19 protein-coding genes are annotated in these 25,970 nt (G+C 43.5%); 2 read left to right on the top strand and 17 right to left on the bottom strand.

The window, feature by feature from the left end:
* Positions 1-18: 18 nt before the first annotated feature.
* The gene (locus G6053_RS08275; RefSeq protein ID WP_165306143.1) at positions 19-1,038 is read right to left on the bottom strand and encodes a FecR domain-containing protein; all 1,020 of its coding nucleotides are present in this window, start codon (positions 1,036-1,038) and stop codon (positions 19-21) included.
* A 272-nt stretch (positions 1,039-1,310) separates the two neighbouring features.
* Between G6053_RS08275 and G6053_RS08270 the strand changes: the two genes are divergently transcribed.
* Complete coding sequence (locus G6053_RS08270) at positions 1,311-1,904, top strand: sigma-70 family RNA polymerase sigma factor (RefSeq protein ID WP_108632535.1); 594 nt, start codon at positions 1,311-1,313, stop codon at positions 1,902-1,904.
* Between the two features lie 87 nt (positions 1,905-1,991).
* On the opposite strand, the gene G6053_RS08265 is transcribed toward G6053_RS08270, so the two are convergent.
* The 4 genes from G6053_RS08265 to G6053_RS08250 all read right to left on the bottom strand — a co-directional run bounded on the left by G6053_RS08265 (position 1,992) and on the right by G6053_RS08250 (position 5,125).
* Positions 1,992-2,381, bottom strand: coding sequence for a cupin domain-containing protein (locus G6053_RS08265; RefSeq protein ID WP_165306142.1), 390 nt, complete (start codon positions 2,379-2,381; stop codon positions 1,992-1,994).
* Between the two features lie 186 nt (positions 2,382-2,567).
* On the bottom strand, positions 2,568-3,008 hold the full coding sequence (locus tag G6053_RS08260; RefSeq protein ID WP_206531894.1) for a Rid family detoxifying hydrolase: 441 nt from the start codon (positions 3,006-3,008) through the stop codon (positions 2,568-2,570).
* Positions 3,009-3,149: 141 nt separating this feature from the next.
* Positions 3,150-4,058, bottom strand: a complete 909-nt coding sequence (locus tag G6053_RS08255) for an alpha/beta hydrolase (RefSeq protein ID WP_165306141.1) — start codon at positions 4,056-4,058, stop codon at positions 3,150-3,152.
* A 239-nt stretch (positions 4,059-4,297) separates the two neighbouring features.
* Complete coding sequence (locus G6053_RS08250; RefSeq protein ID WP_165306140.1) at positions 4,298-5,125, bottom strand: helix-turn-helix domain-containing protein; 828 nt, start codon at positions 5,123-5,125, stop codon at positions 4,298-4,300.
* A 165-nt stretch (positions 5,126-5,290) separates the two neighbouring features.
* Between G6053_RS08250 and G6053_RS08245 the strand changes: the two genes are divergently transcribed.
* Entirely contained in the window at positions 5,291-5,641 is a 351-nt protein-coding gene (locus G6053_RS08245; protein WP_165306139.1) for a hypothetical protein, read from the top strand.
* A gap of 115 nt (positions 5,642-5,756) precedes the next feature.
* Here G6053_RS08245 and G6053_RS08240 read toward each other — a convergent pair whose 3' ends face one another.
* The 12 genes from G6053_RS08240 to G6053_RS08185 form a co-directional block, all read right to left on the bottom strand.
* Positions 5,757-6,830, bottom strand: coding sequence for a TlpA disulfide reductase family protein (locus G6053_RS08240; protein ID WP_165306138.1), 1,074 nt, complete (start codon positions 6,828-6,830; stop codon positions 5,757-5,759).
* Between the two features lie 41 nt (positions 6,831-6,871).
* On the bottom strand, positions 6,872-8,068 hold the full coding sequence (locus G6053_RS08235) for a TlpA disulfide reductase family protein (RefSeq protein ID WP_165306137.1): 1,197 nt from the start codon (positions 8,066-8,068) through the stop codon (positions 6,872-6,874).
* 7 nt (positions 8,069-8,075) lie between these two features.
* The gene (locus G6053_RS08230) at positions 8,076-9,278 is read right to left on the bottom strand and encodes a redoxin domain-containing protein (RefSeq protein WP_165306136.1); all 1,203 of its coding nucleotides are present in this window, start codon (positions 9,276-9,278) and stop codon (positions 8,076-8,078) included.
* A gap of 95 nt (positions 9,279-9,373) precedes the next feature.
* On the bottom strand, positions 9,374-10,870 hold the full coding sequence (locus G6053_RS08225) for a RagB/SusD family nutrient uptake outer membrane protein (protein ID WP_121126816.1): 1,497 nt from the start codon (positions 10,868-10,870) through the stop codon (positions 9,374-9,376).
* Positions 10,871-10,877: 7 nt separating this feature from the next.
* Positions 10,878-14,333, bottom strand: coding sequence for a SusC/RagA family TonB-linked outer membrane protein (locus G6053_RS08220; RefSeq protein WP_165306135.1), 3,456 nt, complete (start codon positions 14,331-14,333; stop codon positions 10,878-10,880).
* Between the two features lie 230 nt (positions 14,334-14,563).
* A complete protein-coding gene (locus tag G6053_RS08215; RefSeq protein ID WP_165306134.1) occupies positions 14,564-15,733 on the bottom strand; it encodes a FecR family protein in 1,170 nt (389 codons plus the stop codon).
* 94 nt (positions 15,734-15,827) lie between these two features.
* Positions 15,828-16,433, bottom strand: a complete 606-nt coding sequence (locus G6053_RS08210) for a sigma-70 family RNA polymerase sigma factor (protein WP_165306133.1) — start codon at positions 16,431-16,433, stop codon at positions 15,828-15,830.
* Positions 16,434-16,608: 175 nt separating this feature from the next.
* A complete protein-coding gene (locus G6053_RS08205; RefSeq protein WP_165306132.1) occupies positions 16,609-19,083 on the bottom strand; it encodes a DUF4982 domain-containing protein in 2,475 nt (824 codons plus the stop codon).
* 63 nt (positions 19,084-19,146) lie between these two features.
* Positions 19,147-20,175, bottom strand: a complete 1,029-nt coding sequence (locus tag G6053_RS08200; protein WP_165306131.1) for a glycosyl hydrolase 53 family protein — start codon at positions 20,173-20,175, stop codon at positions 19,147-19,149.
* A 37-nt stretch (positions 20,176-20,212) separates the two neighbouring features.
* Positions 20,213-21,265, bottom strand: coding sequence for a DUF5111 domain-containing protein (locus tag G6053_RS08195; protein WP_165306130.1), 1,053 nt, complete (start codon positions 21,263-21,265; stop codon positions 20,213-20,215).
* A 79-nt stretch (positions 21,266-21,344) separates the two neighbouring features.
* Positions 21,345-22,910, bottom strand: a complete 1,566-nt coding sequence (locus G6053_RS08190; protein WP_165306129.1) for a RagB/SusD family nutrient uptake outer membrane protein — start codon at positions 22,908-22,910, stop codon at positions 21,345-21,347.
* Positions 22,911-22,956: 46 nt separating this feature from the next.
* Positions 22,957-25,941, bottom strand: coding sequence for a SusC/RagA family TonB-linked outer membrane protein (locus tag G6053_RS08185; RefSeq protein ID WP_165306128.1), 2,985 nt, complete (start codon positions 25,939-25,941; stop codon positions 22,957-22,959).
* Positions 25,942-25,970 lie beyond the last annotated feature (29 nt).

Below are 25,970 nucleotides of genomic sequence, written 5' to 3'. Positions count from 1 at the left end.
AGATTGATATTGTTTTTCTCATTTAGGGTCAAGGTAGATGGTATCTTTTTCCGTGCGGATGTTGGCTTGTAAAATATTAGCAATCGTGTAAACAATGCTTTCTGGGGAATTTAACGAGATACGGCCATCAATTTTTCGGTTTAACAATGTTGTATCATTAACGATGATCTCTTTTCCATAGACATAGCGAAATTCATTGATGAGATCAGCTATAGATAAGTTTTCCCCGGTCAGTGTCTTTTGGGTCCAGGCTACGGTCTGCTGCACGGTTCGCTTGTCACTAAGCACATTTCTAAAGCCCTGGTCTCCAGCCATAACGATATCACCGGGGGCAAGAATCCGCGGCGCTCCGCCCTGTTTCAAATTGCGCAGGGCAATGCGTCCTTCCAATAGCGATACGGTTACTTTGTTATCTCTATTTTTTAGATTAAACTTGGTACCTAGCACTTCTACGGCCAGCTCACCGGTATAGGCTGTGAAATGCTCCTCCTGGCGAATAGCAGTAGTGTCCTTATTCAGATGCCTTACTGTTAATAAGGCCTCACCTGTCGTATGTACTTCCCGCTTAGATAACCAGTTCCAGGCACGGCGATAGGCCACCGAGGAGTTGGCATTCAACTGAACAATACTGCTATCCGGCAAGATTACGGTCTGTAAGGCACCGCTTCCAGTTTGTATCACAATCATGGATTGGTAGTACCAGGCTGCTGTTACAAAAAGAGCCACTGCCGCTGCGCCCGCCAAGGATGCCCATATGCGGATGATATGGTTTCTTCTTTTCTTTCTATTATCGACGATGCCTCTTTCAATATCGCGGAATAGGCTCTCCGTGAAGTCCAGGTCAGGCCGTATGCGCGTGATCCCCATCAGGGCCTGGAGGTAAGCTAGCGCCTCATCATACGCTTTTGCATTTGGCGGATTGCCCGCACGCCATTTATGCCAATAGCCGAATTCCTCCTGATCCGGCATTTTAGCAAAACGGACAAAGTCCAGGTCGTCCAAAAAATCCTGCGTATTATAGGTATGATAGTTTTCCATTAGTAAGCCTTTGTTAAGTAGATGACAAATTGGGATTGGATTTTATCCCATGTAATTTTATTTTTTTTAAAAAAACTTTAAAAGCTATCTATAAATCTTGTCAAATTCATAATTTCGTAACCAAACAAGCCCTTTTAAACCAAGTTTTTAGTGGAATTGACAATCTACTGACGATAGTGTGCTATTTAAACGCAGGGTTATGTTAATGTTATTAAATCTTTACTATTTTTGGAAAGCGATAATCTATTTCTTTAACTGACGCAAACGCTGAAATGAGTAATACGATCATAGATCTGTGTTGGAATGATTTTATTGAGGGCGATAAAAAAGCCTTCGAGCAGATCTATCGTGCCCTATTGCCCAGCTTGTACGAATATGGTATGCGACGTGTAAAAGATGAAGATTATGTCAGAGATGCTATCCAGGAAGTATTTATCAAATTTTGGGAAAATCGCAATAAATTAAAAGTCATATCCAATCCGAAGCATTATCTACTGGTTGCACTTAAGAACAGCTTATTAAACACGCAATTACGTGACGGGAGGCTGAGCTCATTTGGTGAAAATGATGATTTCCAGCTGACTTACGATGTGGAGTCCAGCTACATCGCTGCCGAGGAACAACGAAGCAATGCACTTAAACTGATTCAGGCACTTGAACAATTAACCGGCAAACAGAAAGAAGTTATTTTTCTCCGTTATTTTGAAGAACTGAGCTATGAAGAAATCAGCGTGCTGACCAATATCTCCGTGAAAAGCTTATACAAATTGAATAATCGTGCTATGGCGACACTCAAAGAAATCATGGGTATGCCAAAACAATCTCTCCTTGTGTTGCTTTATATCATTAAATTTTTGTATTCATAACAATCTATCAAATGGATCGGGAGCTAACATCCAATTATTCGGGCAAAAAAAAAACACAATCTTATAAATTGTGTTTTTTTTTATTGCTTATTTTTTATAGACAAGTAGTGGTTTATCCTTTCTAACAATGTAAGTTGCGAGTTCAGATGCTTTGCCCGTTCCAATATTTTTGGCAGAATGATTCTTTCCTGCGGGAATAAAGAGTACCTCGCCAGCTTTCAGTACAACAGGCTTCTCGCCTTCCAACTGGTATTCAAAAATACCTTCCAGGACATAGATAACTTCCTCCCCAGGATGTGAATGCATCCCTACAGCTGTGCCAGGCGCTAAGTCTATCCGCGCTTGAATGGTTTCATATCCGACGGCTTCAAGCGGATGTCTTTGGAGATCTGTCCGTTTGACGCCAGATTGTTGCGCATATACCCCAGTCGATACGAATGTTGTCAATAAACCCAAGGCTAAAATTATTTTTTTCATGATCTTTGTTATTTGTGCTTGTTGTTAAAAATTTATAATACAAAGTTGGGCTAAATTAAGACGCCCTACAATGGATAGCTTTCGCTTTGGATTGCACTTTTTACCTAGCGCAATAATCAAAAACCATTGTAAGACAAAACGCCTTTTCAAAATCTTCCACATTGTGGGATTACACAAAGGAAATTCTCATTTCTTAACCGCAACACATTCTATTTCGATGCTCGCATTTTTTGGCAATGAAACCACCTCGATCGTACTTCTGGCTGGGAAACGATGGCCAAAATAAGTACCGTATACGCTATTGACCGTTTCAAATTGGGTTATATCTGTGATATAAATCGTTGTCTTGGTTATATGTGCTAAATCCGAATGATTATTTTCAAGAATCACTTTTAGATTTTCAAAGATCTGAACTGTCTGTTGTTCGATTCCAGGCTTTAGGTTGTTTGTTTTGGGATCCAAACCAATTTGCCCTGACACAAATATCAGATTGCCGACGCTAGTCGAGTGGCTATAGGGACCTATTGGTTTTGGTAAATTAGGATGTTCAATGATGGCGATGTTTTTCCTTATGCTGCAGGATGCCATTGATAGTAAAAAAAACAGGAATAATACAATTCTGTTCATGTGATGATAGTTTATAAAGGTGGTCAAAAAGTAAAGCAGAAGCTCCGAGAATTCGATTGCTAAAATATTCCTGTAAAGAGATCTAGGAGAAATAAAAATAAGGCTATCCAAACAGATTGGACAGCCTTATGCGATTAGCGCTTATTTTTTAATGAAATTTAACAGTTCGGTATTGAATTTTTCCAGTTCTTCGATGAAGAGTGCGTGGCCACTTTTTTCGAATGGAACCAAGGTTGAATTTTTAAGCAAAGACTTCATCTGTTCGGCAAGATCATAGGAACAAATTTTGTCGAGTTTGCCATGAAGGATCAATGTAGGCACAGTTATTTTTTTCAGGTCATCACGCAAATCGCTATCCCGTAAAGTTTTTAATCCTTCAGCCATTGCATAGGGCGAAGCCTGAGCCTGAATTGTTCCTAACCACGCGCCATGTCCAGCAGATACACTGTTTTCATTGGCAGGGAAGATTTTACCGAATGTTGCAAACAGTTCCGGGCGGTTTGTATTGTTGAGATTGATCAAACCATTGACATCCTCTTTTGTCCAGAGCCCATGGTTGAAGTCCGCACGTTTTGTCCAGATCGGTGCCGCCGCTCCGAAAAGTGCCATTTTGGACACATGGGCTGCATTGTATTTCGCTACATAGTGAATGACAGTCGCTCCGCCCATCGAGAATCCACCTATTGTAGCATTTTCAATTTTTAATTTGTCCAGTACAACTTTGATATCATCGGCAAAAACATCGTAATTATATTTTCCTGCGGGCTTATCAGATAAGCCAAAGCCTCTCAAGGTGATGCCGATCACACGGTATCCTTTTTGTATAAAATCGGCATATTGGTATTCATACATGGCATCACTCAAAGGCCAGCCATGAATCAAAACAATGGGTTGCCCTTCGCCAAGATCCGTTACATGTAGCCTGACATTTTTTTCAACCTCGATATATTCTTCACGTCCAAATGAAGCTGCAATTCTGTTGGTTTGCGCAAATACAGCGCTGGATAATAATGTTGTGAAAAGTAAGAATGCTAAAATTAAATTTTTCATGTTTTCTAATATTAAATTGTTTTAAATGCTGTTGTTATTTTGATATCACAAAGTTGGCCCAATTCTGCCCGTCTTACAATGGATGGTTTTCCCTTTGAATTGCACTTTTTTCTCTTCTTTATTTTACGCAGGATTTTTTTAGCACGTATTCTCTTCAGATGTGCTGTTAGGAGATGGCTTAAACGGAAAAAGCACAATCCCTGGATTGTGCTTTTTTCGTTTTCAATAAGGAAATGTTATTATTTAAACTGTTTTCTAAATGTGATTGGTGAGATGCCCGTGTTTTTAGTAAAAAAGCGGATAAAATAAGCGTCGTCCTCATAGTTAAGACTGTATGCAATTTCTTTAACCGTCATTGTCGTATGGGCCAAAAGGCGTTTGCTTTCCAGGATAATTCGGTTTTTAATAATTTCGTTGGGAGTTGCTTTACTGACCAATCCTATTTTCTTACTTAAATTTTTGGGCGTAACAAAGAGTAGATCTGCATATTCTGCGACTGTATGCCGTTTTTTATAATGCTGTTCGACCAACTTACTGAATTTTCTTAAAAACTGTACGTCAGTTTGCTGGTCCTTTGTGGCAAGTTGATGCTGCTCTTTCCAGATACGTGTCGATTTGAGGATAATCATTTTTAGGAGTATCCTTAACATTTCTTCCGTACTGGAATCTTCATTGCTCATTTCCACTTGAATTTCCCGAATAATCCGCTGTATGTCATCGGACTGCGCTTGGTTCAAATTAATAAAAGGAATTTCAAAGACATTATTGTATAAAATACCATCACAGGCTACTTCCTGATCATGAATTTCGATACAGTAAAAATCTTTATTAAAATGCATCAGCTGGCCACCAACGGTCTCACAGGGCTTTAAGACTACATTGGGGTTAATAAACAACAAAGCGTCGGTTTCCATTGCTATTTCCTGAAAATCGACTTGGATAATTGCATTTTTAGGAATAAAAAGGATCTTGATATGCCCCTCGATTGCGGTCAACGCATGATCTTGTAGCGCGGATTTGCTAAATTCTAAATTGCCAAATTGTTTGAATGAAAATTCTTTGATCATATAAGCTTTAAAGCATGTTATAAATTTCTCTTCTCAAAAATAGCAATAAAAATGTGGCAACATCGGCTTTTGATTCGGTAAAGCAGATGCAGCTGTATAAAAATTGTTTAGCAGCTGGATCACACCACAATATTTTGTAGTTTTAACACACTAACAAAACAAAAAATGAGCAATAGGATATTTATTGGAGGAATAATTGGAGCATTTATTTTGGCAAGCGCGAGTTCATGCTCCAGCCAAAAGAAAACAGTTAATATGGAACAACAAGTTTCACAACAAGAAATTACAGGCACCATTACAGCCATCGAAAACGGAAAAGATGGCTATATGGCAAGCGTTAAGGACGAAAAGGGTACAATATCGATTGTAACCATAAGTGTTGTCAATCTTCAGAAATCAGGTGGAACATTCAAACGTTACAATATTGGTGATAGGATCCAAGCCAAAGGAGAATTCTGGAAAGACCAGGCCGGTGTCATGCATATCACTGCCAAGTCTATAATGGAAGTCAAATAGATTTATTTCCAGTCTATCGAATGGGCATAGGATAAAAGGACGGCCTTATGCCGGTCGTCCTTTTATTTGTCAAAAATTCAATCAATCGGATCTAGTCCGCAATATCTTGTCCTTTTTACTTATCAAAAAGTTCTTTCAGTTTTTCACTCAATGTCTCTCCACGTAGGTCTTTGGCAATAATCACGCCGTTGGGATCAACAAGCAAGGTACTCGGGATTCCCATAATACCATAGTAAGAAGAGACTTCATTATTAAAACCTTTTAGATCAGAAACCTGAGTCCATGGCATTGCATCGTCCTTAATGGCCTTTTTCCACTTGTCTTCATTATCATCCAGTGAAATACCCAAAACTGTAAAGTTCTTATCTTTATATTTATTGTATTCTTTCAAGACGTTGGGATTCTCTTGCCGGCATGGCCCACACCAGCTTGCCCAAAAATCAACGAGTACATATTTTCCTTTAAAGGATGAAAATGACACTAACTTTTTGTCGAGGTCTGCCTGCGAAAAATTTAACATTGCAGTACCGATAGCACTACGTTTTAATATGTCTAATCTATTGGCCAGCGCTTTTCCCTGCATGGTATTTTTCATCGGTGCTGTTAAGACGGCATACAGGGGTTGAATGTCTTCATACTTACCCATCATAGCACGGTCAGCAACTAAACTAAGGCTATAAAAACTGGACGGATACTTCTTGATGTATTCTGCGGCGCGTTCCCTTTTTATATCTCTAAATTTACTAATCTTCGCTTCAATTTGCTTTTTTTCTTCCGCGGTCGCTTTTCCATACTGTTGATAGAGTGGATTTTCCTGATCAGTTATATCTTGTAAAGATTTTTGATAGGCATCCGCTTCGTCTTGTAGAGAAGATCCTTTTACTTGCAGTTTGCCTAATTCTTCTGCAGTTCCAGTTAACGTCATATTTTTTGCTTCAGCAAAAAATTCAACATACCGTTCTGGAAACATGATGGAAATTTTCTGCGGTTCATGGATCTCTGCTGACCAGGTAAATTGGCCGCCTTTAGTCTGAATGGTATCCATTTTGGGTGCTCCATTTACTGATCTATAAAAGACGATCTGCCCATCTTTTAATCCCTTAATATTTCCGTTGAGCTGTGCTTTCTGAGCCAATGCAGCGCAGGTCACCAATAGTAATCCTACTGTTAATTTAATTTTGTTTATCATTTTATACTTTTTTATAAGTGATTATAATCCTGTTATGTCGATTAAAATATCTCTGTAAGCTTTTTATCGAGGTCTGCATCTGTCCCGGCACCACTACCATAACGTCCAATGATCTGACCTTGGGGATCGATCAATATTTTTGTTGGTAATGTTGTTATGCCATATTGACCACCGATGTAGTTATCATCCCGCTCTCCCTTTCTTAATTTCTCGATATTTTGTCCTGACAACACGTGCTTCCACACAGAAATCTTATCGTCTTCGACAGCTTTTCGCCATGCCTTTTCATTCCCATCATCAGATGCTACGCCAATGATCTCAAGGCCCTTTTCCTTGTATTTAGCATAAAGGGCCAGTAAATGTGGATTTCCTTTACGACAGGGCACACACCAGCTTGCCCAAAAGTCAAGCAATACATATTTCCCTTTATGAGCCGATAAGCTTAATGGAGCACCATTAACGTCTGTACTCGCGAAATCGGGTGCATTTACCCCCACAGACCCACGGCGAATGGCCTGTATTTTAGATTGGACATAACGACCTGCGATACTGCGTTTGGCTCCAGTACTGAGGGCTTCATATCTTTTCACAGACTCCTCCAGCGGCAACTGGCCTACCGCATACATCAGTCGATTTGCGGCAGTAAATCCGTTAGGATAATGTTCCAATACTTGATCCTCGGTCGCACGAATTTGTGCATGAAAGGGCTCCATCTCTTTCTGAACAGCATCCATTTCAGCCCGTATAATTTTTGATGCAACCGTATCTTTCTGTTCTCTAATAGCCAGGTATTTCTCTACCACACGATTATAGTGTTGTTGGGCGGGTTGCATATTGATCCGGATGCTGGCTTGTTTTTTATTGAGCATATCTTGCTCCGCATTAGAAACAGAACCTTTAAGCTCGCCTAGCTCAAATTGGTTATAATCGATGGACAACGTCATCTCTCCAGGTTCAAGAATAACAGGTAAACGCTTATCTGCTAAATGTTCACTCTTTTTTTCCATCAAAATTTCGGCTTTCGTGGGGTACTCAAGCTGTCCCCTGAAGATAAATTTCCCTTGATTTAACTGTATACTATCCATCCGTCCATTTTCGCTATCTGCCATCGAGAGGTAGATATAGCCATCCGCTTTTCCAGCTACTTTTCCAATCAGCGTAAATGATTTGGACTGCGCGAAAAGTGGTCCAGCTATCAATAGCAAGCTAATTTGTACTATAATTTTTATTGCATTCATCTGTAAATTATTTACTAAAAATTGCATTCAATTTTGCATCAAGATCAGCATCAGATCCGCCTCCCGAACCATAGCGACCAATAATAATACCTTGGGGGTCAATTAATATTTTGGTGGGAAGCGTATGAATGCCATAATGTTCGGATATGTCCTGCGAGCGGTCGATGACGTTGTTTTCCATTTTAAGTCCACGAAGTACATGTTTCCAGATCTGGATCTGATCTTGCTCCACCGCTTTCTTCCAGGCAGCTTCGTTACGGTCGTCATCAGAAATACCGATGATCTCAAAACCGGCATCTTTATATTTATTATAGACACTGATTAAATGTGGATTTCCCTGTCTACAGGGCACGCACCAACTCGCCCAGAAATCGAGCAGCACATATTTGCCCCTGTAATCTGCCAAACTAAGGGGGTTACCATCTATATCAGATTTTGAAAAGACATAAGCAGGGTTTCCCGGAGACCCGCTACGCATTTTATTAATTTCATTGAGGAGCTCTTTTCCATAACTGCTTTTTTTCACGTCGGAAGTGAAAGTATTGTATACTTTTTCAGCTTCCGTCAATGTCATCCCCGATATCTTAAAACGCATCAGATAGGCAGATACAATAGACTGTGGATTTTTCGCTATAAAGTCGCGGTCTATCGCTTCCTGCTGCTTTTGGAAAGGTTCAAACTTGTCCCGGAAAGCATAGTTATCAATTTTCATAGCCTCTACCTTCTTTTCCATTTCTTTTAGCGTTTTGCTTGCTTTGGCATATTCTTCATTGCGCTTCTGATACTCTGCACGCAACGGCTCCATGGCTTTATTGATCGGTGCCTTTTGCTCATCGAGGCTTTTTAACTTATCGTTCTCTTTTGATCCGGTAAGTATGCTTTTATTTATACTGTCCGGATCAAGCGTCATTTTCATTGTTGTAGGTTCGAGAACAACTGAAAAGATATTGTCAAACGAAAGTGCCTGCCCGCCCAAGCTGATATAGCCAAATGTTGGCCCGGCAACGGCTCCCGTAAACTTGAACTTCCCGTTAGCAACTACGACACTGTCTTTTATTTGATTATCGTTACCCGTACCATAAGACAGATGGACATACTTTCCGTTCAGCTCTGGGGCCAGTCCGTTAATCACAAATTTCTTTTGGGCTGACACGGTTAACGAAGTCATCATTACGGCCATAAGCGCTATAAATTTATTGCTAGTATTCATGTTTTATCTCTTTAATTTTTAGTTTTTGTTTATTCCTGTCAATACTTTTTAAGCCAGGCATATCTTATCTGCTATTCTGTTGGTGTCAATTATAGTTATGGGTTCTGCACGAGGTTTGGATTGCTCGCAATTTCTTCATCAGGGATCTTCATCAGTATTTTTCCTTCGGTAGGTTGTACCGTCATAGACGAAGATTTGCCCGATGCATAATCGCGTACCATTGAAAGACCGTTTCTAAATTCATCATAACTCGCATGGCCTTCAAAGGCAAGTTCGATTTTACGCTGTTTTAAAATCTCTTTGAACAGTGCCTCACCCGCTAAGTTCTCAAGTGCAGTCAATCCGGCACGTTTCCTGATGATATTTACATCAGCAAGAGCCGCAGCATTTTTTCCCAATTTGACCGATGCTTCGGCTCTATTTAAATACATCTCTGCTAATCTTAGGTAACGGTAGGGAGAACGGCTGTATAAAGAAGCATAGCCAATATTGTATTTATTGCATGCCAAGTGATCCTCTGGAAAGCCCGGTGTTATATTTTCGACATAGAATGCTTTTCTAAGGTCCTTTTCATCAAACAGGGATAGAAGATAAGGTGAAGGTCGATAGAGCCCACCTGTATAATTTATTTGAGAAGGCATCTTAAAGAGGTTGGCAATCAAACCATTCATAAATTCACCATTAATAGCAAATATGTCTTCTTTGTTGTTCAGGTTGTCCGTATCGTAATATTTTTTAAAGGCATCTCCTTGTATAAGTTCATAGCCCCCTTGACGAATGACCTTATCAGCGTATTCAAAGGCTTTTTGATTCGCTTCGTTATTTGGTGACGAAAAAGTACCGCCCCTGTAGAGTTCTACCCGGGACAATAGTGCTTCTGCCGCCGAACTACTCGCGTAACTATTGGATTTCTGCTGTTTAAATAATGGGACCGAAGTCTTCAGATCGGATACGACCTGCTCATATATTTCAGCGACGGTTGCCCGTTTGGGTGCGAGGCCCGGTGCAAATTCATCATTGACCACCAACATCACGCCGAGCGAATTTCCATTACCTTGGTAGAATGGCATTCCATACAAACGGACCAGATTAAAGTAAATATAACCACGAAGAAATAATGCTTCCGCCTTTGCCTGCAGAATTACTGGATTAGTTTCGTCGTCTTTCACGTTGGCAAGCACTTTATTAATGTGCAACATAACGTTGTAGCTATTACGCCAAAAAGCATATGTATAGGAGAGATCTCTATTTGAAGAATTAATATAGTCAAATAGGTCAGTATTCCGGTTTACTTGCGCATCAAGGGCACGTATGGTATTTCCCCTGGCTTCTGAAAGAAAAATTTGCAAGTCCGTAAAGCCAACCCCTATTGCGCTTTCTGACCCAACAGCAATTAGGTTATAAATACCCGACACTGCTTTTGAATAGCCAGACGGCGTATCAAATTGTCTTTCTTCAAAAATGACATTATGCGGCCTGAGCTCATCAAGTTGTTTGTTACAGGATGTAAGACCTAACCAAGTCAGTGCGATTAGAACAACATATCGTAATGTATATAATTGTCTATTGTTATATTGAATATTTTTCATCATTTACAAATTAAAATGTCAGCTGCATCCCGAGTAAAAACCTTCTTGGATTGGCAAAACCGGTACCCGCCCCACCATAGCTTGTGTTTACCCCTCCTAAGACGGCTCCTTCCGGATCTACGCCTACAAAATCCTTATGCTTGATCACATATAAATTATCGCCGCTAACAAAAACATCTGCGCGAGCTAGCTTCAAGGCTTTTAACACGCCGTTAGGCAAGCTATAGGTGAACCTGACATTGCGCAAACGGGCATGACTTGCATTCCCCCACATTTTGGATGAACGATAGGTGAGTGCAGTCCATGCATTCGGATCGGTGCTGAATACATCAGGATAATTCGCTTGCATATCCCCGGGCCCCTGCCAGACATGCTGATTATCGGCAAAAACAACATTATTACGGCCGAGCCTAGGCGCAGTTGGAGCCTGGAAATTATTCACTAAAGACATTTGGGTATAGTTGCCCACCTGAAACCACCACTCGACATTTAAGCTGTAATTTTTGTATTGAAAGCTGTTGGTAAATCCACCGAAAAAGCGTGGCGTAGCCTGCCCTACCCGTTTCCAGTTGGCCAAGTTGCTCACTTGCCCAATACCTTCCACAATTATTTGATTACCCTTTTCATCAAAATTATAGTGCTGCATATTACCGTTCTCAGGATTGATGCCTGCAAATTGGATCGCTTTGATCACATTGATATCTTCGCCAATTTTTCGATAATATGATCTGGAGTAAGAATCCAAAAGCGAATCCTGATACAGTCTGGTAAGCTTATTTTTATTGTAACTAAAATTAAAACTGGTATGCCAGTTGAAATGAGCAGACTTTACATTATGCGTGCTCAACGATACTTCGATACCCCGGTTAACGATCTGTCCAACATTCTGATATTGTGTTAATGCACCCTGTGCAGAAGGCAAACTGACCTGTTGTAAAAGACCATCACTACGTTTGTGGTAGATATCCGCAGACAAATTTATCCTATTATTTAAAACAGCGATATCGAGACCAACATTGCTGTTGTGAAGTGTCTCCCAAGATATCATCGGATTAGCCAATTGCGTGATCACCGCGCCGATATTATCGACCTGCTCATATCGACCTGTTTCCGAATAAAATGTCGTATTTAGGTATCCGTCGCCCAGGTCTCTACCCGATGTACCATAAGAAGCGCGAAGGCGCAAATTATCAATCGCCTTAATATTTTTAAAAAAGTTTTCTTTGGATATATTCCATCCGCCACTAAACGAATAAAAAGTGCCATATCGTTTGTCGCGTCCAAAATTGGTCGTCGCATCCGTACGCACGGAAAATGAAGCCATATAGCGGCCTGCATAGCTGTAGTCAGCCTGTCCGAATACCGAAAAGGTGGCACGTTCCTGATAATTTCCCGTCGGTCTATAAGGAAATCCATATGCCACATTGATCGCACTGCCGAAATTTTGTGCGCCCCCCATATTCCGCTCATTGGGCAATAGATTATACATATCTATGTCCATGATTTCTGTCGTTCTTTTGCCCCATTCTTGCCCTACCAATGCACTGATAACGTGATTACCGCCGACTGTCTTGTTGAAATTCAATGTATTGGACGTGAGATAGTCAACGAATTTAGTATCGTCAATTTCCAGGGTGCCATTGGGTAAAACCGTACTTGCCGAAGAGAATAAATAAGGGTATCCACCATACTTTCCGGAAAATGAACGTGGGTCTAAATAAGAATTGACATTGGTGCCTACAAAATTGAGCGAGTTGGAAGTCTGAACGCTTAAAAAAGGAAGTATATTATACCGCAGACTTATGCTGGCTAAATGATTTTGTACCTTTGTCAGCCTCGTATTATCATATCCCGTTTCCGCAAGAAAATTCTGCGTCCATGTTGTGTAAGCAGGTCCATAATTACTCGACTGTCGCACAGGCAGACTGTCCAACAGATTGCCGGCATTATCATACGGATACATAAATGGCTGAATCATATATAATTCAGGCACCCCGTTGCGTCTGGTGATCCGGTCGATAATAGAGCTTACATTGATACGCGCAAGTAATTTACTTGAAATAGCATGATCAATATTAAATCTTATATTTTTTCGGTCAAACCCATTATCATATAATGCTCCATTTTCCTTAAACCAACCGACTCCCATATAAAATTTAGTTTTATCGGTACCATGACGTACCCCTAATTCCGTATTGGTAAAATTTCCATTGCTATAAATTTTATCTTCCCAATTGAAATTGCGCGTACGATCTTCATCCGTATAGACGCGGCGTTCGCGAATAAAATCAGCGACGTTCGGAAATGTCGTCCGTATGGAAGGAGTTTGCTCCCAATAGCGTTTCATCTGCGTATCCATAAAATCAATAAGTTCGGTCGTGTTCATAAACCGGATGTCCCTTACTGGCTGTATTACCCCAGCCTGCACGCGCGCTTCCACTGTGCTTTTACCAGCCTGTCCACGTTTTGTAGTCACGACAATGACCCCTTGGGCAGCCCGGGATCCATAAATAGCTGTAGATGCAGCATCTTTTAGCACGCTGATATCTTCAATATCAGCCGGATTGACAGCATCCTGTAAGGACTGATAATTGGTGATCACACCATCGACAACAATCAGTGGACCGAGATAATTGTTTGTAGGGGTGGTCATTGACGATTGTCCCCTAGCAATCACCTGCCCTTTTGCTCCCGACTCTCCGGTACTCTCCGTAATATATAGACCTGTAGTTTTCCCTTTAAGCATCGATAGCACATTGGGGGTACTGACGCTGTTACGAAGTTCTTCACCCTTGACAGATTGTACCGCGCCGGTCACTTCAGAAGCCCGTTTGGTCATGTATCCCACCACGACAAGCTCTTCGAGGCTTTCAGCAAGAACATCCATCCTGATGGTACCTATATTTTCAGTCGCAGCCAGATTAAGGCGCCGATAGCCAAGCAGCGATATTTCCAAAAAACTTTGTTTTGGTACGCTTTCGATATTGATTTCCCCATGGCTATCTGATTTAGACTCCTTTATAACACGTTTATTTGCCGAAATGACCCTGATGGTCACACCAATTAGGGGCCTACCCAGCGAATCAACCACCCGCCCCCTAACTGTTATTGTCTCTTGTTGTCCATTATCGTCTATTTGCGCAAGATTAGCTACTGTTGAGGTCTTCTCTCTTTCTCTGATGGTGATGAGCTTGCCCTGTATCTTATAGCTTAGCTGTAAACCATGAATAATCTGTCTGATGGCTTGGTCCAACTCCATGTTTTTAATATCAATGGCAATTCGGGTATTGCTATTGACCCGTTTTGCAGACCACAGATAATGGTAACCAGATTGTTTATTGACTTCGCGGAAAGCCTCTTTGAGTGTGATGCTCTTATTTTTCAGTGTCACCTTTTGCGCGAGAGCCGTAGCACTTATCTGTAGACAGACCAAAAAGCAGCTGATGGTTGTCAGTGAAATTTTCATAATGTAGGGTTTCGTTCGACTAAAAAGCCGATGCACATCTTTTTTAATTATTTTATACATTTGTTTGGTTAGTTAGGTATTAAATGAGTTTTCAAGATGGTTTGATAACGGCTAACTTCATGATCGGGAGCGCTCCAACGCTCCTGATTATTTTTACTGTCCATACGTTATCTTTTTTGTCGCTTTTTTTACTTCATAGGCTATCAGGTATTTTAGCTGGTTTATAAAATCTATTTTCTTTTCACGTATACGGTATTCGAATGAACAGTAAATTGGACTTCACCGGTACTCGCTAAGGCTTCCAATACAAAACTTAAATTCTGGTTACGGGGTAATACCCCTTCAAATTTCAGTTTTCGTAGGCTTTCATCCTCATATTCAACCTTTACATTATACCAGCGGCCTATTTGATTCAAAATATGATTTAGGTCTTCATCAGAAAAGGTAAATGTGCCATCTTTCCACGACACATAATTTGCTGGGTCAACCGGAATAAAAGAAATGCTGTTATTCTGGACAATTGCTTGCTGATTGGGTTGCAGTTGATGTAATTTTTTATTTCCTTTTATATTAATAGCCACTTTGCCTTCGACCAAAGTAGTCCGCGTAGCCTCGCCGGGATAGGCCGAAATATTAAATGCTGTACCCAATACCTGCACCGTCTGGGCGGGTGTCTTAACAAGAAAAGGTACTTTGATCCGCTTGTTATTCTGAAGCATGTATCGTGTAGCCACCTCAAAAAATGCCTCACCTTCCATTTCTAATTCTCTAGGTTGGCCTTTACTTCTGATTTTATATGTTAATCTGGAGTCCGAATTTAACCAGATCTTAGATCCATCTGCCAATATGATGTGGTAAGTACCACCTTTCGGCACCGTGATTACCATGTCCTGATGTATCGGTTCATGACTTTCCAAACCTTCGATGGAAGCTCCGTCTGCGTACATGAGTTCATCGCCAAAAACGATACTTTCGTGTTTATTACTGAGCGCAATTTCTCTTCCGTCGGCAAGCCGTAATGAGGCAATACTTGTACCCGGCTTTATCGTATTTCGTTCATCGTTATCCAAACGCGACAGCATCCACAGAGACGCTCCGATACTGACGACCAGGAGTGCCGCCGCGGCTACCGTTTTCTTCCAATTCCAGTTTAAATAGCGCGTTTTAGATCGAGTGCTTCTTATATTTGCCAACACATTAGTTTCCAATTCTGCAAACCAATTCAGTTTAACATGTGGATACTCTTCCACATTGGCAGTTATTTCATTATCGATCAACGAACGTAAACCTTGCTCCTGATCATCCGATGCCAACAAAAGTTGAAGTTCTAACATTTCATCCTTGGTTAGTGTATCGTTCAGATATTTATTGAACAGCTCTTCAAATCTAGGGTTTTGCATACGTTCTTTTCTTACATATACGTTTGGAAATGAAAAACCAATGAAGTGAATTCAAAAAAAATAAAGAAAATATAAAATTAGGCTTAAGAAATTGTTAATTGTGCAACATTTTGGCTGAAAGCAATGCCAGCACTATAAGGAAAGACAGATCAGGCCGCTGCTGAAAATAATTTCTAAGTGTCGTATTCGCGTTTGTAATATGGGTATTTACTGTTGCCACCGAAATTGACAATAAGCGGCTTACTTCTTCATAGCTTCGGCCTTCAATCTTACAGAGTATAAAAACACGCCGGCGCTGCTCTGGCAACTGTTCAATTGCCTGATTTAAAATATCTTTGGTTTCCTGATTAAAAACCCCCTCCTCGATATGGGAATAAACTTCAGTAAGGTGAGTAAAATAGTCTGCAACAAGACGTTTTTCATGCGCTAATTTACGCAATCGATCGTATACCAAATTACCGGCGATCCGATATATAAAAGCATGAAAAGACAGCTCAGTATTGATATCCTGCCTACGTGTCCAAATACGGATAAATAGCTCCTGCAGCAGATCCTCTACCTCTTCCTGCGACTTAAGGATACGCATCATCGACTGCGCTAACGTGCTTTTATATGTCGTGATCAATTCCTTCATGGCTAATTCATCTCCATCCTTGAGGCGATTAATTATTGAAGTATCTACGAGACCATTGCTTTTCAAATCGATGCTTTTTATTAGGTCTCTAAAGGTAGTTAATCACATGTAAAACTCCAAATTTACAGCTTATCAAGTTTCTACCCCCCATCTCCGGATACACACGATACCAGGCCAACAGCAATTGCCATTGTCCGCCACCTTTAGCCTAATAATCCTAAGCAAGTATAAAGTCCAGCCTTTAAGGCGCAGAAACGGCATTAACAAACAATACATCTTTTTTTAGGCCTCTGCTTTGCGCCTGTACCTGAATCTTGCCGGCATCTTCGGCGGCCTGCACGATCAGAGTAAGCTGCCCGTTAAACAAGTGCATCTGTGGCTTATGAAAAGCCTCGAGGTTGGTCGGATCGCCATTGGCCAAGGCCTTGAATGTACCGGCTCCTTTTACCTCAAACTGTACCAGCCCGTCTGCATGGGGGCACAAATTCCCATCTTTATCTACCGCTTTGACGCGAATATAAGCCAATGCGCGTCCATCTGCAGCAAGAGTACCGTGCACAGTCTCCATTTTTATCTGATACGGTTTTCCAGCTGTCCGTACAATCTTCTCATCTGCGGCTTTTCCATTTTCATCGTAGGCCACCACTTTGATTTCTCCGGGCTCGTAAACCGTATTCATCCACATCAAGCGGTAACGTTCTTCGCGTGATGCTTTGCTTTTGCGTTGTACCCCCTGGCTCTTACCGTTGATAAATAGTTCGGCACTTGGATAATCCGTATAAACGAATACCGGAGTTTGTTGCCCCACACGATCAGGCCATGTCCAATGTGGCAGTATGTGCAAGGTATGTTCATTTTTATTCCAAAGGCTCCGGTAGAGGTAGTAGCGGTCCTTGGGTATGCTCGCCAGATCAATAATACCAAACATTGAGCTGTGGTTGGGCCAGGCATCCGTATCGTAAGGCGATGGTTCGCCGAGGTAATCAAAACCGGTCCAGACAAATTGCCCCATGGTCCAATGATGGTCTTCGGCCAATGCAAAATCCTCATCCGGCAAGTTTGACCAGGAACAATGTTCCATATCATAGGAAGAAGACTGATGATCGGGATACAGCATGTCTCCCTTTTTCACGACCGGAAATTTATATACACCACGGGAACTCACCGTTGAGGCCGTTTCCGAACCCAGCACAAGGTTTTGTGGCAATTTGGCATAAGCTTCTTCATAACGATGGGTACGGTAGTTGAGGCCCGGGACGTCCAGCAGACTGGCAAAACCATTTTCCAGTACACAGGTCACTTGGTCCATCCCGCAGGTAACAGGCCGCGTAGGATCTTCACGATGGCAGATATCCTGCAAAAATGAAGCAACCTTATACCCTTCGGCACTACACTGCGTCGGCACTTCATTTCCGATGCTCCACATCACCACCGAAGGATTGTTTCTAAAATGATGGATCATATTGACCATGTCGCGTTCTGCCCATTCCCCAAAAAAGCGATGGTAACCATTCTTGCATTTGGCAATATCCCACTCGTCAAAAGGCTCGATCATCATCATCAGGCCCAATTCATCGCAGAGCGCCACTAACTCCGGAGCGGGCATATTGTGCGCCGTACGAATGGCATCACAGCCCATATCTTTGAGCAACTCCAACTGGTAGCGCAAGGCCGAGACATTGATTGCAGCTCCCAAGGGACCAAGGTCATGATGATTGCATACCCCCTGAAATTTTCGAATTTTACCGTTTAGCATAAATCCCTTATCCGCAATGATACGGACTTCCCGAATACCAAAGCGGGTTTCAAAATTATCCGTCAATTTGCCATCGACATATACTTGCGTTGATGCCTGATACAGATTGGGATGTTCTGGGCTCCATAGCGCAGGGTTCGTCACCTCAAAATTTTGTACGAAAGGCTTGCCATAGTTTATTTTCTGTTGATTTTCCTTCTGCGCCACCACACGCCCCTTCGCGTCGGTGATGGCAGTCACCATCCGCACCAATTTGCCATCGGCATTTTTCAGATTAGTTTCGAGTTTCACCGAAGCCATGCTATCCGACACAAAGGGCGTCGTTATATAAGTGCCCCAGACCGGCACATGCACCTTTTCGGTAACGATCACATGGACGTTGCGGTAGAGGCCCGCTCCCGGATACCAGCGCGAGGACTGCGCTTTATTTTCCAAGCGCACAGCAAGCTTGTTGTTCATTCCATCGGCATGCAACAGCTCCGTCACATCACAATGAAAAGCATTATAGCCGTACGGCCAGAAGCAGGCTTCTTTTCCATTGACATAAACCCGAGCCTCACTCATGGCGCCATCAAATTTCAGGACCACACGTTTTCTGTTGGCGTCAAATTGAGGAATATCGAACTGATTGCGATACCAGCCCACACCGACATACGGCAAACCACCTGTTCGGCCCGTCTTTACGGAAGCCTTCTTCTCCCCATTCTGTGTTACGGCCACATCCTGCAAATCATGTGCACGGTCAAAAGGCCCATAAATAGCCCAGTCATGCGGCACGGTAACAGATTGCCAGGCCGCATCATTCAGTGCAGTGGACTCGCCCCGATCGACCTCACCCTGAAAAAAACGCCAGTTTTTCTCCAGTAAAAAAGAGTTTCGGGTCAGCTGTCCTTGTGATGTTGTCGGAATAAAGAAGAACAAAAGGAACAGAAAGTAAGTAGCATGCAGTAATTTCATCATTCAGGTGTTTGTCGTCTGTCGTTTAAGCTAATCATTCGCTATTTTAAGCGTATAAATATACTATTATTTAAATGCATTCAATGCCTTTGTCGGTCGTCCATTGTTATCCAAGGCGCCCAAGGTATAACCATTCCAGCCATTGTGTGCCAGGGGCTCCCAGTAAAATATGCCCAGCACGTTTTGCTCGGGAATTGCCTCCACCGCACTGAAAAGATCGTTGAGCCAGCTTTCGGCCGTATCCGCCTCATCCCAGCTCATGCCCACCTCGCAGATCATTACCTGCGTGTTGTACCGTGCGATCATATCCTTGATATTGCCGACACAGGCAGTATTACGTTCTTTCCAATTATCTTTTGTTGGATACAGTGACATCCCGATCACATCCCATTTTCCCTCGTTATTTTTCAGCCCATCAAACATCCAGCGGAACAGCGCATTGTCATAGCCATTATGGAGGTGTATGATGACTTTAGCCGCTGGAAAAACAGCTTTCACCGCATCGTAGCCCGCATTGTTCAAAGCAGCATAGTTAGCCATGCTGACCGAAGCTCTACCCTCCTCCCACAGCATCCCATCTCCGGTTTCATTACCCACCTGTACCCATTCCGGCTCGATACCATTGTCCTTCAGCAATTGCAATACCGCAGTGGTATGGTCACTTACGGCTTTCTTTAAGCCATCAAATGCTAAGCCTTTCCAGGCAGCAGGTTTTGTTTGCTGCCCCGGATCCGCCCAGGTATCGCTGTAATGGAAATCTACCATTACACGCATCCCCAAATGATGCGCCCGACGTGCTTTGACCAATACATCATGTTGATTACACCAGCCCCGTTCGGGATCTACCCATACCCGCAGGCGTACCGCATCCATTCCAAATCCATGCAGTAGCTTGAGCCCGTCCACCGCAGCACCCCCGGCGTTAAAAAACTGCACTCCGGCAGCCTCCATTTCCGTCATCCAGCTGACATCCGCTCCTTTGGCCAAATGCGTTGTATTTTCGGCTGGCACAAGATTATCCTTGTCGCTGCAACTTGACAGGCCAAAATACAAACCTATTAAGCCTAATGCCATCCCTATTTTTAGTACTTTCATTAAATCTTTTTTTATAGTGTGTTATAGCCTAAAATGACTACTCCACATGATATTTGAATTGCTTTGGATCAGTCAGATCAAGGATCAGGGTATGCGTACCCACCTTATCGTAGGCAAATCCACTTCCATCGGCCGTGTATAATGCACAGTTACCCTCACCTTCCGCTGCACCAAAAAACCAGGTCCAGCTGCCGTTGATCAATACTTTAATGCCCCATTGTTCGGCTGCCGTGGTTGTAATTGTTGCTTTCCATACCTTTGCCGCCTGATCATAAGCCATCGGAGTGGCCGTGGCGCTCCAACCATTAAAATCACCGGTCACAGCCAGCGACTCCACGGAGGTTTCCTTCCAGCTCATCTTATTGATGTCAGCCGTTAGGTACAGGTAGCCGCCCAGGCTCGTCCAGCAGTTCCAACGGTCTGCCCCACTATATAGGATATATTGGCTACCGTCTAGTGGATAGGACCCATAGATCAGCGAAGCATTTGCACTTTCTTCGTTTGTGAAATAAAAATTATACCATTGGTCGAGCCGTACAAATCCATCGTAAACCCCATCTTCTTTGCGCGAACACAATTTCCAAGAAAATTGGTTTAGCTCCTTATTCGCCAGATAGAGATAAGCAGCATCCTGGATGGGTGCATAGGCGGTAACCGCAATGGAGACCACGTTGCTATAAAGCCAATCCGTATTGGCTCCCAGTCGCGAGGCAATGCGGACATAAAGCGCTTTTTTCTCGCCGGGTACAAATCCCATACCTGATACAAGACTGTTTAGCTGCTCATGGGTATAACTGATTGCACTAGCCTCCTGTTCAATGCTTTTCGCGAGGGTTGAAAAAGAAGCATCAGCAGCAATCTCAATCTTATTTTTCAGTGCCGATTGCGCCATTGCCGCATCACTCTGCAAGATCGCCTCATCCCATACAAGTTGCAGTGCGACGGCTTTTCGGTCCGTGGCCTTTAAGGTAAGCTCCTGCGTGCTGCTGTGCAATACAGCTGGCCTGATGCCAGTGATGGCAGGCATTCCGCCTTCCTTTTTACAGGCCACAAAGAGCAATGCCAAGATATAGAGTGTCAATTGTTTCATGTGTCAATATTTATCGTTAAAAGGCCATATGGAATATCCCATGTTAGCCTATTCCTGTGTCGTTAACCAAATTCAACCATTAATAGCCCGGATTTTGTACCAGATTGGGGTTTGCGCTCATATCAGTCGTCGGAATTGGATACAGGTTAAATTTAGCATCCACACTGCGGCCATTTATTTCACCGCCTTTCCATTGCCAGAGGTACGCGTTGCCGGTAAATCGTCCAAACCGAATCAGGTCTGTACGGCGCGTGCACTCCCAGAACAATTCCCGGCCCCGTTCCGCCAGGATAAAATCCAGTGTCAGCTGCGCCTGATCAATTGATCCAGTACCATTTCCGTAGGCCCGTTCACGAAGACGGTTGACCAGCGTAATGGCTTCCTGTACACTGCCACCACCGCCACGCAATACCGCCTCGGCATACATCAGATAGACATCAGCCAGGCGGATCATCGGGAAATCAGTGCTCACCAATCCTTCATCCGTTTTATAGCTGCCATCATCGTTCAAATTTGTAAACTTAACTATGCCATAGCCCTGGCTTGACGCCCCCGGGTCTTCGACATCCAGTGACTGCCCATTTTTCCAAAAATCCCCCCTTTTATCTTGCGCCTGAAATAAGGCGACAAATTCACGTAAGGTGCGGAAACTGTTCCAGCCCGACAGCACACCATAATCTGATGCTTTCATGTTGCCTACAATCGGGCCATTGACCAGATAAGTGGTGGCACCCCAGGTCGTCGTATGCGCCACATCAGCCTGAATCGGAAAAATGATCTCATTTGTACGTTTATCATTGTCTGCATTAAACAGCTGCTTGTAATTGGAATGTAGCGCGTATCCGCCATCGATTACTTTCTTGGCATAATTTAGGCAGTCCGCATAGCGCGCAGTGCCCGTGTAGACTTGCGCATTCAAATAATTCTTAGCCAATAAAGACCATGCCGCAGCACGGCTCACACGTCCGTATTCATTCTGGCGAGCTTCAGGTAGCAGCGTAGCTACTTCGGTCAATTCTTTTTCAATAAATGCGAAGAGCTCGCCCCTTGTCATCCTGGGCGGAAAAAATGCCGCTACCGGATCCTTTTCTGTTACAAAAGGAACATTTCCATACAGATCCATGGCATGACTATAAGCCAATGCACGCAGAAAACGCGCTTCGGCGGCAAAGGCAGCGATTTGAGCCTGTTCGGTCGAGCTGAAGGCTGCTAATTTTTCCGCTGTTGCATTCCGTAAAAACTCGTTGCAGATCGCTACCGTATAGTAAATCCGGTAATACATCGCATTAACCCATGTATCCGAAGCACCCCAGGTCATATACTGGATATCGGTCATGTTGTCTCCACCAGCCCAGGTATAGATCACCTCATCCGTGGGTACCTCCTGTAGGTTAAAGTACACCCGAAGGTAGCCCCAGGATGCGGTGCTACTCGCCATATCCGGATCGGCATCCCCACGGCCATTGCCCGCAACGGCAAACGAGCCGTATAATTTGGCAAGCACAGCCCGGTAACCATCCACCGAGGTGTATACCGACTCCGAGGTCGTCTCCACCGTAGGGTATTGGTTCAAGTCTTTTGTGCAGGACTGCAGCAGCAAAATCATGCTCAGCAATCCAAAACAATATGTTCTTATCTTTTTCATCCTTTTCATTTGTTTTTCAACTATTTATCTATGTTTCAGGTATCGCTTAAAAATCCAAATTGAGGCTTAACGAAAACGTCCGCGAGCGTGGATAGAATGAACTGTCAAATCCACTCGGAACCTCAGGGTCCATTCCACTGTAGTTGCTCACAATAAAGACATTCTGTGCCACCGCACCCACGCGTAGGCTCGAGATCTTGCCGACCTTGCCAAAATTGTAGTTCACCGAAAGGTTTTCCATGCGGAGGAAGGATGCGTTTTCGACATAGTAATCCGAATAATATTGCCTCGTTTGAAAACCAGTATTGAAATAGTCACGATGTAAGTTATTAATCGCCGGGTCCACATATTGCAACGTCTCCCAGGCACTCAGGTTCATTTTTGTATTGTTAAACACATAGTTTCCGACATTTGCCCGCAGGGTCGTTGCTGCAGTCCATTTTTTATAGGTCAATTGCGTATTGAAGCCAAACAGCCATTTTGCAGCCGGAGACTGATAGCGGTACAGATCTTTTTCATTGATGGCTCCATCCCCATTCAGGTCAGCATAAACACCTTCCAGGGGTTTGCCCGCTTCATTATATAACTGTTTATAGACATAGAACATATTAGGCTGATAGCCAGTCGTCAGGATTTGAATTCCCCGGCCACTGACATTCGGACCTACATAGGTCCCCACAGCATTCGCATCCTGAACCAATGCAATATTGGTCACTTTTGTATGCTGGTTGGTCGCATTGAAATTAACTTCCCAACGCAGATTATCCTTTTCTACCGGGACTGTATTCAATTGGAATTCAAATCCGCGGCTTTCCACATTGCCCACATTAATGGTAGCATTCTGGTCAAAGTTTGTTCCTGCAGCCACTGGGACATTGGCCAGCAAGTCATGTGTTTTTCTCGTGTAGTACTCAACCGAGCCCGAAATCCTATTCTTCCACAGGGCAAAATCCAAACCATAGTTAAAAGCCTTGGTCGTTTCCCAGCGTAGATCCCGGTTATACACCGACGGGCGGTACACCAGATGGTACTGATCGCCAAAGCGGTATTGCGCATAAGCCGTTCCCAAATTATAGACCGGCAGATATTCGTAATTCCCTATGCCCTCCTGCTGTCCGGTCACTCCATAGCTGGCCCGAAGTTTTAGATCGTCCAGGAAGGAGATTCCTTTCATGAACGACTCCTGTGAAAGGCGCCAGGCCAAAGCGACCGAGGGAAATGTCCCCCAGCGGTTTTCGGGACTGAAGCGCGAGGTTCCATCCTTTCGAATGGTGGCCGTCAGCAAATAACGGCTGTCGTAGTTATAGTTGATCCGACCATACCAGGAGATCAAGGTATGGCGCTCGTCCGATGCAATTGCCGTAGAGCGTATATTATCGCCAGCCTCATTATAGTACACGATCGGCGGCCGCTTAGCGCTCCAATATTGATAATCATGGCCCGCGGTCACATCGATTGTACTCTTGATGTCCGAAAAGAATTTATTGTAATTTAAATAGCCGGTAAACAACCTATTTTTGAGCGTCTGCTCATAGCGGTCAAAAGCACCACCGATTGTGAAATTATTGGCCGCACTTGCCGGGATCAGGTTGGACCCATTTCCTTTGGCATAGTCATATCCCAAAGTTACGTGAGCTTTTAATTCCGGCAGCATATGTAATTTATAGTCCAGGTCAAGGTTACCTACAGCTCGATTGACCGTACTGCGGTGTTTCTCCTGCTTGAGTAGCCCCAGCGGATTGAGGTTGGCCCCTGTCGCCGGCAGTCCAGCATTATCCAGGCTCTCATAATAGCCCCCATAAGCATCCACTCCCGAGTAGATCGGTTGTGTGGGATTAAAAGCCACAGCAGACCATATGGCGTCGGTATTGGCAAAACTGTTGTTGTTCCGTGCAGCTTTAACATTCAGGTTTACGGTCAAGTATTTATTGAAAAATGTAGGGTTAACAACCAATGCGCCGGTCATCCGTTCCGTTTTGTCCGTCCGCAAGGTACCCTGCTGGTTATAATACCCCACCGAGGCACGAAAAGGCAGGACCTTCCCCATCTTTCCCTGTAAACTCAGGTTATTATCCGTACCCATGGCCTGCTGAAATACCTCAGACAACCAATCGGTCGAACTATTGCCCAGTAAAGCCTTCTGTGCCGCTGTTCCCTTGCTATTGATCAGCTCGGCAAACTCATCGCGCGACATCATATCCGCTACGCCCTGGGCCTGCTGCATGGATACAATAGACGAAAAAGACAGCCGGAGTGCATCGCCCTTTCCTTTTTTTGTCGTGATCAACAAAACACCGTTTGAGGCACGCGATCCATAGATCGCTGTAGAAGATGCATCTTTGAGCACCGTCATGCTTTCGATATCATTGGGGTTGATCAAACTCAGAAAATTGCCGCTGTTGCCACTAATTCCACCCGTCTCCAAGGGGACCCCGTCCAACACGATCAATGGATCATTGCTAGCGCTTAATGAAGCACCACCGCGGATCCGTATGGTACTGCCAGAAGAAGGCGAACCACTGTTGGACATCACCTGCACGCCAGCCGTTTTACCATTGATCAGCTGCTCGGGAGAGCCCACCAGTCCGCCATTAAAATCCTTACTCCCGACGGTATTGACCGCACCAGTCAGGTCCTTTTTAGTTGTACTGCCGTAGCCCACCACCACCAGTTCTTCCAAAACATTTCCGGCCGGCAGCATGTTAACGTTCAGCGTCGTACCCGCCACTGTCAAGGTCTGGCTGCTATAGCCCACCATGGAAAATAGCAGCTGCGATTTCCCTTTAGGTAAAGCAATGCGGTACGAACCGTCACTTGCCGTGGAGGTACCCACCGTAGTTCCAGCTACCAAAACCGTCACGCCCGCCATCCCTTGTCCTTGCTCATTACGTACCACACCGCGGATATCCTGTTGTTGCATCAACCCTATCCACCTGCTCTCTGCACCCGTTGCTGCTTGTAGCTGCGTTTCCCCAAGACAGGATAGCAATGACAAGCCCAATAAACTTGATTTAAATGCAAAACCCTTCATTTTATTTAGATTTATATTCGTTTATAATT

Origin of the sequence: Sphingobacterium sp. DR205, from assembly GCF_011064245.1 — a bacterium.
Classification (GTDB): Bacteria; Bacteroidota; Bacteroidia; order Sphingobacteriales; family Sphingobacteriaceae; genus Sphingobacterium; species Sphingobacterium athyrii.
The sequence above is the reverse complement of the archived record's forward strand: the minus strand, read 5'-3'. Positions and strand labels throughout refer to the sequence as shown.

Excerpts from the sequence above, each read along its gene's own strand:
- G6053_RS08275 (WP_165306143.1), bottom strand. The coding sequence starts at position 1,038 with ATGGAAAACTATCATACCTATAATACGCAGGATTTTTTGGACGACCTG.
- G6053_RS08270 (WP_108632535.1), top strand. The coding sequence starts at position 1,311 with ATGAGTAATACGATCATAGATCTGTGTTGGAATGATTTTATTGAGGGC.
- G6053_RS08265 (WP_165306142.1), bottom strand. The coding sequence starts at position 2,381 with ATGAAAAAAATAATTTTAGCCTTGGGTTTATTGACAACATTCGTATCG.
- G6053_RS08260 (WP_206531894.1), bottom strand. The coding sequence starts at position 3,008 with ATGAACAGAATTGTATTATTCCTGTTTTTTTTACTATCAATGGCATCC.
- G6053_RS08255 (WP_165306141.1), bottom strand. The coding sequence starts at position 4,058 with ATGAAAAATTTAATTTTAGCATTCTTACTTTTCACAACATTATTATCC.
- G6053_RS08250 (WP_165306140.1), bottom strand. The coding sequence starts at position 5,125 with ATGATCAAAGAATTTTCATTCAAACAATTTGGCAATTTAGAATTTAGC.
- G6053_RS08245 (WP_165306139.1), top strand. The coding sequence starts at position 5,291 with ATGAGCAATAGGATATTTATTGGAGGAATAATTGGAGCATTTATTTTG.
- G6053_RS08240 (WP_165306138.1), bottom strand. The coding sequence starts at position 6,830 with ATGATAAACAAAATTAAATTAACAGTAGGATTACTATTGGTGACCTGC.
- G6053_RS08235 (WP_165306137.1), bottom strand. The coding sequence starts at position 8,068 with ATGAATGCAATAAAAATTATAGTACAAATTAGCTTGCTATTGATAGCT.
- G6053_RS08230 (WP_165306136.1), bottom strand. The coding sequence starts at position 9,278 with ATGAATACTAGCAATAAATTTATAGCGCTTATGGCCGTAATGATGACT.
- G6053_RS08225 (WP_121126816.1), bottom strand. The coding sequence starts at position 10,870 with ATGATGAAAAATATTCAATATAACAATAGACAATTATATACATTACGA.
- G6053_RS08220 (WP_165306135.1), bottom strand. The coding sequence starts at position 14,333 with ATGAAAATTTCACTGACAACCATCAGCTGCTTTTTGGTCTGTCTACAG.
- G6053_RS08215 (WP_165306134.1), bottom strand. The coding sequence starts at position 15,733 with ATGCAAAACCCTAGATTTGAAGAGCTGTTCAATAAATATCTGAACGAT.
- G6053_RS08205 (WP_165306132.1), bottom strand. The coding sequence starts at position 19,083 with ATGATGAAATTACTGCATGCTACTTACTTTCTGTTCCTTTTGTTCTTC.
- G6053_RS08200 (WP_165306131.1), bottom strand. The coding sequence starts at position 20,175 with ATGAAAGTACTAAAAATAGGGATGGCATTAGGCTTAATAGGTTTGTAT.
- G6053_RS08195 (WP_165306130.1), bottom strand. The coding sequence starts at position 21,265 with ATGAAACAATTGACACTCTATATCTTGGCATTGCTCTTTGTGGCCTGT.
- G6053_RS08190 (WP_165306129.1), bottom strand. The coding sequence starts at position 22,910 with ATGAAAAAGATAAGAACATATTGTTTTGGATTGCTGAGCATGATTTTG.
- G6053_RS08185 (WP_165306128.1), bottom strand. The coding sequence starts at position 25,941 with ATGAAGGGTTTTGCATTTAAATCAAGTTTATTGGGCTTGTCATTGCTA.